Origin of the sequence: Solitalea agri (assembly GCF_023914155.1) — a bacterium.
GTDB classification, from domain to species: domain Bacteria; phylum Bacteroidota; class Bacteroidia; order Sphingobacteriales; family Sphingobacteriaceae; genus Solitalea; species Solitalea agri.
Genome location: NZ_JAMWYS010000006.1, coordinates 1 through 14,285, shown reverse-complemented (window position 1 = coordinate 14,285; position 14,285 = coordinate 1). Strand labels below are relative to the sequence as shown.

Genomic DNA, 14,285 nt, shown 5'->3' with positions numbered 1-14,285 from the left:
CCGTTGGTAAAATGGGTTTGATTTCATAGGTGATACCTAGATTATCTGATCTAATTGTAAGTAATTAATTTTTAATTATTTATACTTTTACGAAAGATGTTTCTTGAATATTCACTGTTGATAAAATTACCTAATTATAGGTATTGTTTTCTCAATCTAGTTCGGATATATTTATCCACAAAAAAATATGCCCGGCATCTTATTGCGTTGTATTTGCTTTCTATTAATTACCTCTCTCAGTCATTTAAATGCTTTTTCTCAGGACAAATTTCCAACAGGATTGGATTTTGATGACGATTCTTATGCTAAAACTCCCCGTAAAGCCAAATTAACACGTGGACTTGAGGTGGTTCCTAATTCAGCCTCTCTTAAGTCGTATGCGCCCAATCCGGGTAATCAGGGTAATTACGGAACGTGTGCTGCTTGGGCATCAGCTTATTGTGCTAAAACAATTGTAGAAGCCATAAAAAACAATTGGACGCAAAAGGAAGAAATTACTCGTCATGCTTTTTCACCTGCTTTTTTATTCCGACTGTTAAAACCTGATGATAATCTATGTAAAGGAGGAGCCTATCTAAATACGGCACTATTGCTATTGAAAGAAAAAGGTGCGCTACCCTATAATGAGATTTCAGCAAGTTGCATCCCTTCCGTTACCGAAAGCCAATTAACAACTGCGTTTCAATCAAGAATAAACGACTATTTAACATTATTTGATGTAAATGCTACCGATCAACAAAAAATTCAAGGTGTAAAAAAATCGATCTCAGAAAAGAAACCCGTAATAATTGGAATGCTTTGTCCTACTTCGTTTAACTATTGTGGCGAAGTGTGGAATCCTAGAGAAGAAGCCGATTGGACTAAATATGGCGGCCATGCCATGTGCATAGTAGGCTATGATGATGAAAAGTTTGGAGGAGCAGTAGAAGTTCAAAACAGCTGGGGTAAAACCTGGGCCAACGAAGGTTATGTATGGATCAGGTATCAGGACTTTGCCAAATACACCAAATACGCTTTCGAATTGGTAGACCTACCACAACCAAAGCCGGAAGTAGCGGACCTTTCCGGAGCATTGAAATTTGTGTTGGCTTCAGGGCAGGAAATGCCTGCGAACCTTTATGTTTCTAGCCGCGGCTTAACTGTTGTACCTGCAAAACCAGCTGCCGGACCTTTAACCCTTTATCGAATCGCTGAACCTTATACCTCTGGCACCCGGTTCAGAATTTACATATCCAACAATGAGCCAGCCTTTGTATACGCTTTCAGTACCGATCTAAGTAATGAAATAACGAAAATATTTCCCTATGAAGACAATATTAGTGCAGCTTTAACTGACAAAAGAAATGATGTAGCTATACCGGATGAAGATCATTTTATAGAATTTGACAATCGACCAGGAACGGATTTCTTATGTGTTTTGTATAGTAGGGAGGAATTGAACATTAACGATTTGATTCAAAAGATAAGCATTCAACAAGGGTCTTTTAGTGAAAGAATATTTAAAGTGATCGGAGATAAATTGGTAGACCCTAAGAATATTCAATTTTCTAAAGATAAGCTAGCATTTAAAGGGTTCAGTAAAGGCAAGCAAGTGGTAGCCATGATGGTAGAGTTGGAACATAAATAATAATCCTGAAAAATTAAACTCTGGGCATGAAAAATGGACTACCCTTATCATTTATACTCGTTACGGTACGCTTGAGTTAGCCGAACACATGGCTGGAGATTTTATTTTTATGAAGAAGTAAACTACAAAATGTATGAAGAAAATATTTTTTACTCTATTACTATTATTGCCTGTTTCGTTTGTCTATTCACAGCTGTATGGTGGTTTAGGGGCTTCTAATGGGGATTATAAAAACTATAGGGAAGCTCAAAAATTATGGAAGAATGGAGATTATACAGAAGCTGAAAAGTTTTATAGAAAAGCATATGCTAATAATGGAAATACGCTTTATTTATCCGAATTAGGGAATAAGAAATTTGAAATAGGTGATATAAAAGGAGCAAATTCTGTTTTTGATATTGTCATTAAAGATCAAACAGAAAACCTAAAGGGGAACCAATTAACGGCCCGTCAGTCATTGAATTTGTATTATTATCAAAAGATAGATAACAACTTTAAAAAAGGAGATCCGGAGGTTGGGCTAGCTTCAACTCTTCAGTTTATGGAAGCGCTGGGTGATAGGATCGGACTATCAGAGCGTAATCTTTTTCTACCTATTTATACTTCAGCTGCTGAAACGGCCTTTGCCCTTGACAATAAAGAAGCGCTCATTAAGCTTCATGAAAAGGCTGCAAGTATAAAAAATGCTGATTACGGCGAGTTTTTAAGTTTTGTATATCTCAATCTGTTGAATAAAGACTATGAAAAAGCACTTAAAAGGATTGAAGATGTACAAGTGAACGGTGGTTTTATGACTTCAAAAACGGTTGCTAATAGTTTATTACCAACTGTTTTTGCCTATATGGGAGAAAATGAGAAAGCGCTGGCCGCTATTGACAATGCGAAAAGAAGTATTCTACTTGGAGAGGATGATTTTCAATATGTTTATGGATTAATCGCACTTAATAAAAAGGATTATTTGGGAGCAATTGATCGTTTCAGCAAGGCAATACAAGGTAAAATGTTTTTATATCATAGGATAGAGCCTGTAGGAAAATATAAGCACTATACTAAAAGGGCAGAAGCATATCTTGCCATAGGTGATTTGATTCAGGCGCGAAAGGACTATGATGCGGCTTTAACGTATAATCCCGATTATGAACCAGCTTTAAATGGAATTGCAAAATTAGAGGGAAGGATGGTGCAGGATCGAAAGGCTGATAAAACTCCTCCAGTAATTACAGTGACGGAGCCTTCTGTAAGTAGAGGGTTAAAGGTAACTGTTTCTGGAAGTGATATCATGGTAAAAGGTACCGCTATAGATCCGTCTGGTTTAAAAGCGGTGTCCATTAACGGGCAAGCTGTGTATTCACAAGAAGCTGGAAGTTTTTGGGGAAACGTTGCTTTAAAAGATGGTTCATCCAAAATAATGATTGCGGCAACTGATATGGCCGGCAATACGGCCCAATTTATCTTTGATTTTGAAAAATCAGTAAATCCAATAAATCCTATTGCAGTTAATGATATCATACCAGTGCAAGAAAAGATAGGAAGAAATTTCGCTGTTTTAATTGCAAGTCAAAATTATGATGACAGTTCAATTCCATCTCTTGAAAACCCCATTTCGGATGCTGTTAAATTAAAATTGATCCTCAAAAACAGTTATAATTTTACTGAAGAAAACATTATTACGCTGTTTAACCCGGAGCGATCTAATTTCAAGAAACAGTTTTTGATGTTATCTGAGATCATTCAACCAGAAGACAACTTGATCATTTTCTATGCCGGCCATGGTATTTGGGTGGATAAAGAGAAGAAAGGATACTGGTTATTGACAGATGCCATGCGAAATGATGTAAATACTTGGCTGCCGAACAAAGAGGTTTTAACTATGATTTCCGTACTTCCTAGCCGCCATACATTGTTGATTACTGATGCGTGTTTTTCAGGCTCAGTATTCAAGACACGAAGCATTGGTGCTGATGCACCTGCAGCAGTAAAGGAACTAGGTCAAAAGATCAGTCGCGTGGCCATTACATCAGGTAACGATACGGAAGTTCCTGATGAATCTGTATTTATGAAATATCTGGTAAAAGCCTTGTCGGATAATAAAGATAAATACCTTACCGCACAGAAAATGTTCATCACTCAAATTATTGAAGCGGTGATGTCTGAAACGAAAACAGAACCTCGTTATGGCACTTTAGAGGCAGCCGGGCATGTGGGTGGAGATTTTATTTTTACGAAGAAATGAAAAATTGGAAAAAATGGTTCATCAGTTTCGGACATGCCATTGTTTTGCTGGTACTAACTGCCTTTTGGCTAAACTCTGATTTTAGCTATGGCGATGAACAGTTATTGGTTAAGTGGGCATCAATTTTTAAACGGGTGGTTTTTAAAATTGACGAGGATCCACCTAAAGAGGATTATTTATTTATCAACTTAGCTTATGAAAAAGCATTAATTCAAAGAGAAGATGGCTTAGGGAAGGAGGTAATTACCGACAGAGCAAAGCTTGCGCAGTTCTTCGAGATTCTTAAGCGGAATCAGAAGTCGGTTAAATTTACTGTGTGTGATGTGTTTTTAAAGGGGAAATCAGAAAACGATAGGTTGCTTCAACATAATATTTCCGGGATTAGGAATGTGGTTTTTCCAACGCACCATAACGATGAAGGGGAGCTTGAAAAACTGGACTTGAATGTTCCTTGTGCCATTGCTGATTATAGGATGGCGAGCGGAGGATTTCTAAAATTCAAGCTTTTTCAGGATGACACGCTTTCTACTGTTCCTGTTTACCTCTATGAGAAAACTACAGGGAGGAAATTCACGGGGCTGCATGGGCTGTATTTCGATAATGGAAACTTAAACTTGAACTCAACGATTATTGATTACCAGATACGTAGCCATGAGCTTTTTGAGCAAGCGGAATATCCCGTGGTTAATCTTTCAGAGCTTCTTATGCTGCCCGAGGAGGTAATTGTAAACGATTTTTTAAAGAATCGAATTGTATTACTTGGTGATTTTAATAGTGATGTCCATAGTACAATTTATGGATCAACTCCCGGTACACTAATTTTATTGAACGTATACCTTACTTTAAAATCAGGCTGGCATATTATAACGTACTGGTGGGTTGTATTCTTAGTGATAGGGTATACAATTTTTTCGCGACTCATGCTTTTTCCGGAAAAAGATGCTGAAAAGGTTAAAAAAATAAATTGGCTAGGGCCTTTTTTAGGATGTGCCACTTTTCTGTGTGTATTATCGATAGTATCTTACTTAATATTTAATATTCACCTTCAGGTTTTGATATTAACAATATATATAACCATTCTTCGATATACTATAAGGCTTAATCAAGTGGAATGGACTAAAGACCAGTTCAAGGAATGGGCGCTGGCTATACGTGAAACTTATTTTAACTTTAAATAATGATGGGAAAACTACTTACTATTTTATTATTGATTTCAATGGTTGCAAAGCCTGTTGAAAAATATTATGTCACTTTCGTAAAAGGAACCATTGTTTTAGATCGCACCAAAAAAGCAGTTAAAATTGGAGATGCATTAGATCCACAAGATAAGCTTGTGTTTGGTGATAAAACTGCAAAGTTGTCTTGTATAAGTCCGTCAAAAGGCAGATTTGATATAAATGCACAATCGGTAAAGGCAGGTAACAAAGGAGAGTTGTTTGCTGTTTTGCAATCAAGCCTTGTTCCTGCAACCGGAACCTACCATTTAAGTACACGCTCTTTAGCTGAGCCAACTGTGAATCCAGAGACTTATTTTAAAACCGATACTGACGATCATTTCTTAATAGTCGAAAACGAATGGATTCCTATCAATGATCAATATTCAGTAAAAGGAGGGAATTTTTTCTTTATTCAATATTCTATCAATGGCAAAACTGTTTTGAAGAAATTACCGGCACAAGGCAATGCTATTGCATTTAATAAGGGGATTTTTATTAATGAAAGTGGGGCCGTTTTAAATTCTGATAGTTACGTTAGCACCATGCTTTGTTTTCAGGAAGTTACAAGCGGAAGCCCTAAGTCAAAAGTAGTGGCCAAGTTTACTCCTGTGGTAGTGGATAAAGCTGAAATTGTTTCTGAATTAGGAGTGCTTCGCAATAATTTACAACAGCTTTATCCTAACAATAACAATGCGGTAAAGAAAGAACTATATGCTCATCTGGCAGCAAATTATGGTACGGTAAATCCAAATCTATTTGAGGTTTTGTGTCGAAATTAAAAGGTTAGTTTAGGGCACTAACACTTCTGCGAATATTTATTGGGGAGTAGGGATGCTTGACGAAATGGAAGTTGAAATAAAATAGAACAATAAAAACGAATGGATCTGAAATCAGATCCATTCGTTTTTATTGAACTTTATATCCTTTTTCTGATCTGTTATCCTGATCAAAATATTCGTTGATTTCGGTAGCAATGGACATGAAGGTATCGAGTTTATCCTTACTGATAACGCTTTCCACCTCATCCTTGATTTCTTTAATGCAAGATTGCACGTTAATTATTAATTCAGCTCCCAAATCAGTTAAAATAACCAGAAGTGCCCTTGAATCTTTTGGATCTTTAATCGTCTCTACATAACCCATTTCTTCAATGTCTTTAACCAGCTTACTCATCGCTTGTTTAGAAATATTAGCTCTGTCGGCTAATGTTACAATATTGGTTCCCTCAATATCGATGTTGGCAAAAATGGCTGTATGCTGAAACGAGCACGAAGGATAACCCATTTCGTGAATACGTTTAGTAAGTCTACTGCTTAAATGCATTCTGAGGTTATGAACTGTTCGGCTAAGACTTTTCTTTCTTAAATCCTTTAATTGCTCAAGTTGACCTTTTAATAGTTCTTTCATAAAATACTCACGTTTCTGATTGCAGCTACAATAACATTCAGAGTGCAATATGTAAATTTATTTTACAAAAATAGTCAATAAGGTTGACAATATAGTCAACGTGGTTTACCTTTGTAAAATATTTTAAAACTTATGAGCACTGAGAATTCTACATCAAATCCAAGTAAGAAAATTATTAGCCGCGTGATAATTGGTATAGTGATTATCGCTGCTTGTATTTATGGCTATAAGCGCGTTATCTTCTTTTTAGCCCACGAAAGCACTGATAATGCACAAGTAGAGGGTCACATGACGCCAATTTTATCGCGTGTGGGAGGTTATGTAAAAACTGTAAATGTTCAGGATTATCAACAAGTAAAAGTAGGGGATACCATTGTTACCGTTGATGACGATGAGTTACAGATAACCCTGAAACAAATGGAAGCTGAATATCAAACGGCATTGGCTGATCTTGAAAGTGCAAAGGCTTCGTTAAAGAATACGGAACTGACCGCAAACCTGAGCAAAACCAATTTGTCTTTAAATCAAATTAAAGCTAATAAGGCTTCAGCTGATTATAAACGGGATCAAAACCTGTTTAAAGATCAGGCCATCACTTCTAAACAAGTTGATGATTCGAAAACCAATTATGATGTTACCCAAAAACAAATAGTAGCCTCACAGGAAGATGTAGCCATTTCAGCTTCTAGAATTCCAATGATGCAGGCTGCTGTAGCTAAAGCCCAGGCAAATGTTGATTTCAAGAAAGCTAAAATAGATGAAGAAAAATTGAAGCTTTCTTATACGACTATTGTTGCAACAGCAAGTGGTAAAATCGGTAAAAAGAACATTGAGAACGGACAATATATTCAAGCCGGTCAGCCATTAATGACCATCATTGATAATAATGAATTTTGGGTGGTAGCTAACTTTAAGGAAACTCAGATTGAGAAGATCAAAGTTGGTCAATCCGCTAAAATCACTATCGACAGTTATCCTGATTTAAGCATTTTAGGTAAAGTTGTTTCAATTTCTGAAGCCACGGGCGCTAAATTCTCTTTATTGCCACCTGATAATGCCACTGGTAACTTCGTTAAAGTTACCCAGCGTGTTCCTGTAAAAATCCAGTTGAACGAACCTGATAAATACCGCGAGTATTTAAAATCGGGCTTAAGTTTGGACGTTTCTGTAGAGGTTAAGTAATATGGCTACTCCAACAGGCTTTAAAAAATGGATTGTTGTAATAACGGTTATTGTTGCAGCAATCATGGAGCTTATTGATACTTCAATTGTAAACGTTGCCTTGTCGCAAATGAGCGGCAGTTTAGGTGCGTCAATTGAAGACATAGCCTGGGTGGTAACATCATATGCTATTGCCAACGTAATCATTATTCCAATGACAGGCTTTCTTGCCCGTTATTTCGGCAGAAAAAATTACTATCTCGGCTCCATTATATTATTCACCATTGCTTCGTATGCCTGTGGTCAGTCAACTGGTTTGGTTGAGTTAGTTATTTTCAGGTTCATACAAGGCGTAGGCGGTGGCGCGCTTCTATCTACATCTCAAGCTCTTTTATTTGATTCATTTCCTACTGAAGAACGCCCGTTTGCTTCCGCTTTATTTGGTATGGGAGTAATTGTTGGACCGGCTTTCGGCCCAACTCTAGGAGGTGTGATCATTGATCATTTTAACTGGCCCTTAATATTCGATATTAATGTTCCGGTAGGTATTGTAGCCGCGGTTTTAGTTTATCTTTTTGTAGACAAGAAACCGGAAGAATACAGTATCGATCGCAAAAACATGCATATTGATGTGATTGGTATCGTGTTGCTTGCTGTAGGGATTGGAGCGTTACAGGTTGTTCTTGAAAAAGGTGAATCGGAAGATTGGTTCCATACCAATTATATTACCGCTTTAACCATTGCTGCTATAGTAGGTCTGGTAGGTTTTGTGATCTGGGAGCTTAGGCAAAAAGAACCCGTGGTTAACATCAGGGTAATGGGTAATAAAACCTTGGCCTTTACCACTATTTTAACCTTTATTTTCGGTTACGGATTGTTTGCGGCGGTATTTATTTACCCGGTGATGGTGCAGCGTCTAATGGGGTATACGCCAACAATGACAGGTGTCTCCTTAATTCCGGGGACATTAAGTGCCTTTTTCATTTTGCCTATCGTTGGTAAAATGATGGTTAAAGGAACTTCGCCACAATTATTCGTAGGTGTTGGCTTTGCCTGCTACATAGGATTTTGTTTTTGGATGGCCAGCTTTAATGCTGATGCAAGTAGCTGGGATTTCTTTCATCCCTTGATCATCCGTGGGGTGGGAGCAGCTATGTTAACGGTGCCGTTGACCAACCAGGCAGTTATGGGCTTAGCACCAAAAGATATTCCGCAAGGAATTGCTATTAACAATATGATGCGCCAGTTGGGTGGAGCTTTTGGTATTGCTATCACCAATACATATATCGGCAACCGTATGGGCACACACCGGGTTGATTTGATAAGCAACGTAGATGGTGGATTTATTTCATCACAACGTATCAATCAATTAACCAGCTTTTTTATGAGCAAAGGAGCTGACTTGACCCGCGCCAAAGATCAGGCCTTGCACATGATCGACGGCATTGTTAATCAACAGGCTGCATTACTAAGTTATCAGGATGCATTTCGTTTGGTTGGGATCTTCTTTATTATTTGCCTTCCTTTAATTGGTTTGGTAAAACGTAAAACCATGAGCAAAAAAGAAGCTGAACAAGCTCAAAAAGCAGCAGCAGAGGCAGCACATTAGTAAATAAAAATAGCTTGTAGTAAATTGAACTACATTTTCAATTTACAACTACAATCAAAAAATAAATCGAAAGATAGATGAATAAAAAATACGTACTCGGTATAATTTCATTGTTTGCATTTACCTCTTTACAGGCGCAAACCAATGAACCAGCGTCATTAAATGGCATTGTTGCCAAGGCGATCGATTATTACCCAACATTAAAAGAGCAAAAGGTTCAGTTGGAAGTAAGCGATTTTCAAACTGAAATTACTAAAAGTAAATATTTGCCAACTGTTACTGGTGACGCTGCTTATCATCACGTGTACCCTGATTCTTACGCTAACTTTGGACCGGAGCAATTCTCTTTTTACCCACTCGACCAATGGGATGCTGGTATTAAAGTAAATCAGCTGGTGTATGATTTTGGGAAAACCAAAGCTGATATTGATAAAAGTAAAAGTCAGAAAAAGGTTGTAGAAAGCCAATACAAGAGCACCTCGTTTGGTTTTGCTTATCGTGTGGCCAATGTTTACAACAATATTATTTTTCTGAATAAAAGTATTGATGCCATTGACGCACAAATTGAAGTACTAAATGGTACAAAGAAGATCATCGACAGCCGTATTCGTAATGGTGTGGGTATTGAGTTTGATTTGGTATCGACACAGGTTAAGCTGAATGATGCCATCAACCGTAAAACCGAACTTCTGAATTCCCTTCAAAAGCAAGTTATTTTGTTGAACACCATGGCGGGTACTTCTTACAATAGTAGTTCAATTCCGTTTAAGAGTTTCGATTACCAACTTACCCAGCATAATGCCGACTCAGTTTTCGCTGTAGCACAAGCAACCAATCCTGATTTAGCTGCTGCAAAATCTCGTCAGGATGCAGCCGCAAGTGAGCTGAAAACAACGGAAAAGAATTGGGCTCCGGCTTTGCGTTTTGTTGGAGGAACAGGCTATAAAAACGGCTATTTCCCTGGAGATATTTACAAAATGAAGTTCAACTATAATGTTGGGGCGGTTTTATCTGTTCCAATTTATACGGGAGGGCGTAACGACAATGAGCATAATATCTCAAAAGTTAACTATAAAGCATCTGAATACAATACCGATGCTGTAAGCATTAACCTTAAAAAAGATATTCAGCAAACAATTGCTGATGAAAGTACCGAAAGCGAAAAAGTGACGTTTTCGGCCACGCAAGTGGAGCAAGCTCAAAAGGCGCTTGATCTGGCTAACTCAAGATTCAAAAATGGTGTAATAACCAATATTGAATTGTTGGATGCTCAAAGTAATTTATTAAAGGCTAAGGTCGATCAAATTCAATTCGAATATCAACTAGCAACCACCCAGTTAGCTTTAAAACGCTTAATGGGTGTACAGTTTTGGAACAATAATTAAGCAAAATACGTAGATAGGTTGTATTATTGCCGGCGCTAATCAGTGATGAGAGCGCCGGTTTCTTGTATAGCCTTCAATTAAACCAATAAAACTTAATGATTAAAGTTCTATCAACCATAATGCTGTTCTTTATCAGCGTTATTGAGATTAATTCGCCCAAAACCGAACCGGAAATAAGATATTATCATGTTCAGAAAGTCATTGATGGAGATACCTTTTATATTTCAATAGGTAATAATAAGATTGAAAAGATCAGGTTAATTGGCATTGATGCACCCGAGATTCATAAATCGGCTCATAAAGACGTTGGAATTTATGGTCAGCAAGCAAAGGCCTTTTTAATTGCGTTGTTGAAGGATAAACAAATAAAACTGGAATATGACGTTAGCAAGAAAGACCGATACGGGCGAACATTAGCTTACGCTTATTTGCCTAATGGAGTTTTTATTAATGAAAAGCTGGTTGCTCTTGGTTATGCCAAAGCAGCAACATTTCCTCCTAATGTGAAGTTCTCAAAGTATTTTGTAAAACTCGAACGCGAAGCACGGACTAAAAACCTTGGTCTTTGGAAATATGAATAATACAGTCTTCATTACGAAGCCCGCATTTGACATTTAGTAGTGAGCTGTTAATATTCCTGCTCCCTATGCTGGAAACTATAATACAAATAGAATAATGCAGGGAGAATAAACAAACTGCCCAGTATTAGCGCCCATCCTAAGGCTGTTAATGTACTTAAAGGGGCCGTATTTTCAAGCAGTGATATAAATGAGTTATTCTTTAACAAAACAAAAGCAGGAAAATACTCATATCCTACAGCAAATAAGATCATCGTGATTTGAAACCCAGCCAATATTCTCACTCTGTTTTTCTTTCCCTTTAGAAGATAATCCCACAAAAAGAATAATGAAACTGACGCTGCAATAATAGCAAGCAAACTGATTCGGTTAGTAAGTAATCCTCTAAAAATTCCAATATGCTCAACCTCTGAAATTATAAATACCAATGCACCTGATAAAACAGTAGCAACATTCATCCATTTAGCTTTTGAAATAAAAATAGCAGCATCATCTGCTGATTTTGCCTCACCTATTAGGTAAACAGCCGCTAAAAAACCACAGATACAAACGGTAAATAAACCGACACTTATTGAGAACAAATTGAACCATGGCGCTATAAATCCTTCATGGAAACTTATCGCTGTTGGGTTGATTTTGCCACTCATTAGAGATCCTGCTATAATTCCTAAAAATAGGGGAGTGATAAAACTTGAATAGACAAAGATCAAATTATATACTTTTTGCATATCATCTTTAACCGCATCGTAATGTCTGAAAACAAAGGCAGTACCACGTGCAATAATGCCAAACAACATTATCAGCAAAGGAATATGAAGATGGACTGTAATAGTGGTATAAGCTATCGGAAAACCTACAAATAATATTACAATGGTAATGATGAGCCACATATGATTGGCTTCCCAAATAGGGCCAATGGCCTTGTAAGTTAATTTTCGGGTTTTGTTCTTAGTCTCAGCCGAACTGAATAATTCGATAATTCCAGCACCAAAATCGGCACCGCCAAATAACAAGTAGAGTAGAATCGAAAGGCCTAAAAAGGCAATGTCAATATAAAGCATTGGTTATTTTAAAGTAAAAGATTGCTGGATGTTGTTAGAATCGTATTTAAGCGGAATGCTTTTAATTTGTCGGTATAATAAAAACGTAACGGCTACACTTAAGGATAAATAAACTAATGAGTATAGATAAAATGAATATTGAATGCCAGGCATAGGTGTTACGGCTTCGGAGGTTCTCATCACACCATAAATGATCCAGGGTTGACGACCGACTTCAGTAACCACCCAGCCTGCTTCTAAAGCGATATACCCAAGAGGAGTTAGAATGGCAAAAAGCCTGAAAAACCAAGTGGATTCAAGCCAATTCTTCTTTTTATAAAAGGCAATTAGAAACAATATTCCAGCTAACATTAAAACTACACCACAACCCACCATTACCTGAAAAGCATAATGGGTAATTGCTACAGGGGGGTGATCTTTTTCTGGAATTTGATCAAGTCCTTTTACTTCGGCATTAAAATCGCCATGGGCTAAAAAGCTCAAAGCCCCCGGGATTTTAATGGCATAATCAACCTTTTTCTCTTTTTCATTTGGAATACCGCCAATAATTAGAGCTGCTTTTTCTTCCGTTTTGAAATGCGCTTCCATGGCAGCAAGCTTGGCAGGCTGGCGTTGAGCTACATCTTTTGCCGAAATATCACCACTCAAAGGCTGTAAAATGGCGCAAACAGCTCCGAATGAAATAGCAATTTTAAAGGCTTTCCAATGAAATAATGTGTTGCTGCCTTTTAAGATCATTAAAGCATGTATGCCTGCTACAGCAAAGCCTGTAGATACAAAGGCTGCTATGGTCATGTGTAACGCCTGTGAAAACCAGGCATCATTAAACATGGCTTTAATTGGGTCGATATTAAGATACTCACCATTTATAAATTCGAATCCAGCCGGACTATTCATCCATGCATTTGCCGAAACCACCAAAATTCCAGAAGCAAGTCCGGTTACACCAACCATTACACCTGTAAACCAATGGAACCACGGTTTAAATTTTTTCCATCCATAAAGGTAAAATCCTAGGGCAATTGCTTCAATAAAGAAGGCGGTGCCTTCAAGAGAGAATGGCATTCCGAAAATAGGACCGGCATGTTTCATAAATGCTGGCCATAATAAACCTAATTCAAATGATAGCATAGTGCCTGAAACAGCTCCGGTAACAAAAAATATTGCAACCCCTTTACTCCATGCTTTTGTAAGGTTTTTGAATTGTTCATCACCTGTTTTTAGCCATTTATAGTGAGAAACGGCCATAAAAAAAGGCATTGCCATGCCTATACAAGAAAATATGATATGAAAGCCCAGGGATAGGGCCATTTGTGAACGGGCGGCAAGTAGATTATCCATACCCAAATTTATTAAAAGAACTGTTGCAATGCTGAAAATTATTTTTTTCTTCGAAAAACCGCTGCCAAATCAGCTTATTCAGATAACTAAAAGAGGTTCATTTTTTCAAGAAAATGATTTCGAAATAAGGTATTTTTTTATAAAATTTATACTAATTATATCCCACCGGATATACTCTTCTATTTGTTCATTAATTAAAAATTACGCTTATGAACAGCACAATTCAAGCATCCGACTTACACGGAGAAATTGCAGAATGGAAAAACCTGGTAAACACGGTTAGAGATGAACTAAAAAAGTTTAACTCGAGCTTAACCGAGGTGGTTAAAAAAAGAAACGCCGACGCTATGCCCTTTGTTGAACATTTTCAAAACCAGTTTATCAGGCATAGTGAAGTTTCTGATGAGTTATTTCACGATTTGAAACAAGCAGATAAGGCTATTAAACTCAAGGCCGAAGAAAATGGGTCTGATGTAAGTCAATTAACGGTTGATGATCCTGAAGAACTCAGAAGTCGAACAAGTTCTTATCAAAAAATCTTCGATGAACTAAAATCTGAGTATAACACTTTCCTAACGAAATACAATTAATAATAAAGAAGAGGCTGTCTCAAAAGGGGCAGCCTTTTTAGTTGCCGAGAATTGACTGTATATTTTTTGATTGAGA

General features: G+C 37.3%; 12 protein-coding genes. 9 read left to right on the top strand and 3 right to left on the bottom strand.

The genetic code is table 11. The features are described from left to right. Positions 1 to 187: 187 nt before the first annotated feature. The 4 genes from NF867_RS01420 to NF867_RS01405 all read left to right on the top strand — a co-directional run bounded on the left by NF867_RS01420 (position 188) and on the right by NF867_RS01405 (position 5,856). A complete protein-coding gene (locus NF867_RS01420; protein WP_252585758.1) occupies positions 188 to 1,627 on the top strand; it encodes a C1 family peptidase in 1,440 nt (479 codons plus the stop codon). A gap of 133 nt (positions 1,628 to 1,760) precedes the next feature. Continuing rightward, positions 1,761 to 3,860, top strand: coding sequence for a caspase family protein (locus NF867_RS01415; protein WP_252585757.1), 2,100 nt, complete (start codon positions 1,761 to 1,763; stop codon positions 3,858 to 3,860). Continuing rightward, positions 3,857 to 5,038: a CHASE2 domain-containing protein gene (locus tag NF867_RS01410; protein WP_252585756.1), complete on the top strand. Its 1,182-nt coding sequence runs from the start codon at positions 3,857 to 3,859 to the stop codon at positions 5,036 to 5,038. Before NF867_RS01415 ends, NF867_RS01410 begins: the two co-directional genes overlap by 4 nt. Next, on the top strand, positions 5,038 to 5,856 hold the full coding sequence (locus tag NF867_RS01405) for a hypothetical protein (protein WP_252585755.1): 819 nt from the start codon (positions 5,038 to 5,040) through the stop codon (positions 5,854 to 5,856). The genes NF867_RS01410 and NF867_RS01405 overlap by 1 nt, the downstream gene beginning before the upstream one ends. A 127-nt stretch (positions 5,857 to 5,983) precedes the next feature. Here NF867_RS01405 and NF867_RS01400 read toward each other — a convergent pair whose 3' ends face one another. Further along, a complete protein-coding gene (locus NF867_RS01400; protein ID WP_252585754.1) occupies positions 5,984 to 6,484 on the bottom strand; it encodes a MarR family winged helix-turn-helix transcriptional regulator in 501 nt (166 codons plus the stop codon). A gap of 132 nt (positions 6,485 to 6,616) precedes the next feature. On the opposite strand from NF867_RS01400, the gene NF867_RS01395 reads away from it, so the two are divergent. From NF867_RS01395 to NF867_RS01380, 4 genes are all read left to right on the top strand, one after another. Next, positions 6,617 to 7,666 carry an HlyD family secretion protein gene (locus NF867_RS01395; RefSeq protein ID WP_252585753.1) on the top strand — a complete coding sequence of 350 codons (1,050 nt, stop codon included), beginning with the start codon at positions 6,617 to 6,619 and terminating at the stop codon, positions 7,664 to 7,666. Position 7,667: 1 nt separating this feature from the next. Then, positions 7,668 to 9,254, top strand: coding sequence for a DHA2 family efflux MFS transporter permease subunit (locus tag NF867_RS01390; RefSeq protein ID WP_252585752.1), 1,587 nt, complete (start codon positions 7,668 to 7,670; stop codon positions 9,252 to 9,254). A 77-nt stretch (positions 9,255 to 9,331) separates the two neighbouring features. After that, positions 9,332 to 10,639 carry a TolC family protein gene (locus tag NF867_RS01385; RefSeq protein WP_252585751.1) on the top strand — a complete coding sequence of 436 codons (1,308 nt, stop codon included), beginning with the start codon at positions 9,332 to 9,334 and terminating at the stop codon, positions 10,637 to 10,639. Positions 10,640 to 10,734: 95 nt separating this feature from the next. Further along, entirely contained in the window at positions 10,735 to 11,220 is a 486-nt protein-coding gene (locus NF867_RS01380; RefSeq protein WP_252585750.1) for a thermonuclease family protein, read from the top strand. A 47-nt stretch (positions 11,221 to 11,267) separates the two neighbouring features. Here NF867_RS01380 and NF867_RS01375 read toward each other — a convergent pair whose 3' ends face one another. Both NF867_RS01375 and NF867_RS01370 read right to left on the bottom strand, forming a co-directional pair. Continuing rightward, positions 11,268 to 12,278, bottom strand: coding sequence for a cytochrome d ubiquinol oxidase subunit II (locus NF867_RS01375; protein ID WP_252585749.1), 1,011 nt, complete (start codon positions 12,276 to 12,278; stop codon positions 11,268 to 11,270). Positions 12,279 to 12,281: 3 nt separating this feature from the next. Next, positions 12,282 to 13,619 (bottom strand): cytochrome ubiquinol oxidase subunit I, encoded by a 1,338-nt coding sequence (locus tag NF867_RS01370; RefSeq protein WP_252585748.1) that lies wholly within the window; start codon positions 13,617 to 13,619, stop codon positions 12,282 to 12,284. A 209-nt stretch (positions 13,620 to 13,828) separates the two neighbouring features. On the opposite strand from NF867_RS01370, the gene NF867_RS01365 reads away from it, so the two are divergent. After that, positions 13,829 to 14,209, top strand: coding sequence for a hypothetical protein (locus tag NF867_RS01365; RefSeq protein ID WP_252585747.1), 381 nt, complete (start codon positions 13,829 to 13,831; stop codon positions 14,207 to 14,209). Positions 14,210 to 14,285 lie beyond the last annotated feature (76 nt).

Coding starts and splice junctions, on each gene's coding strand:
- NF867_RS01420 (WP_252585758.1), top strand. CDS start 188: ATGCCCGGCATCTTATTGCGTTGTATTTGCTTTCTATTAATTACCTCT.
- NF867_RS01415 (WP_252585757.1), top strand. CDS start 1,761: ATGAAGAAAATATTTTTTACTCTATTACTATTATTGCCTGTTTCGTTT.
- NF867_RS01410 (WP_252585756.1), top strand. CDS start 3,857: ATGAAAAATTGGAAAAAATGGTTCATCAGTTTCGGACATGCCATTGTT.
- NF867_RS01405 (WP_252585755.1), top strand. CDS start 5,038: ATGATGGGAAAACTACTTACTATTTTATTATTGATTTCAATGGTTGCA.
- NF867_RS01400 (WP_252585754.1), bottom strand. CDS start 6,484: ATGAAAGAACTATTAAAAGGTCAACTTGAGCAATTAAAGGATTTAAGA.
- NF867_RS01395 (WP_252585753.1), top strand. CDS start 6,617: ATGAGCACTGAGAATTCTACATCAAATCCAAGTAAGAAAATTATTAGC.
- NF867_RS01390 (WP_252585752.1), top strand. CDS start 7,668: ATGGCTACTCCAACAGGCTTTAAAAAATGGATTGTTGTAATAACGGTT.
- NF867_RS01385 (WP_252585751.1), top strand. CDS start 9,332: ATGAATAAAAAATACGTACTCGGTATAATTTCATTGTTTGCATTTACC.
- NF867_RS01380 (WP_252585750.1), top strand. CDS start 10,735: ATGATTAAAGTTCTATCAACCATAATGCTGTTCTTTATCAGCGTTATT.
- NF867_RS01375 (WP_252585749.1), bottom strand. CDS start 12,278: ATGCTTTATATTGACATTGCCTTTTTAGGCCTTTCGATTCTACTCTAC.
- NF867_RS01370 (WP_252585748.1), bottom strand. CDS start 13,619: ATGGATAATCTACTTGCCGCCCGTTCACAAATGGCCCTATCCCTGGGC.
- NF867_RS01365 (WP_252585747.1), top strand. CDS start 13,829: ATGAACAGCACAATTCAAGCATCCGACTTACACGGAGAAATTGCAGAA.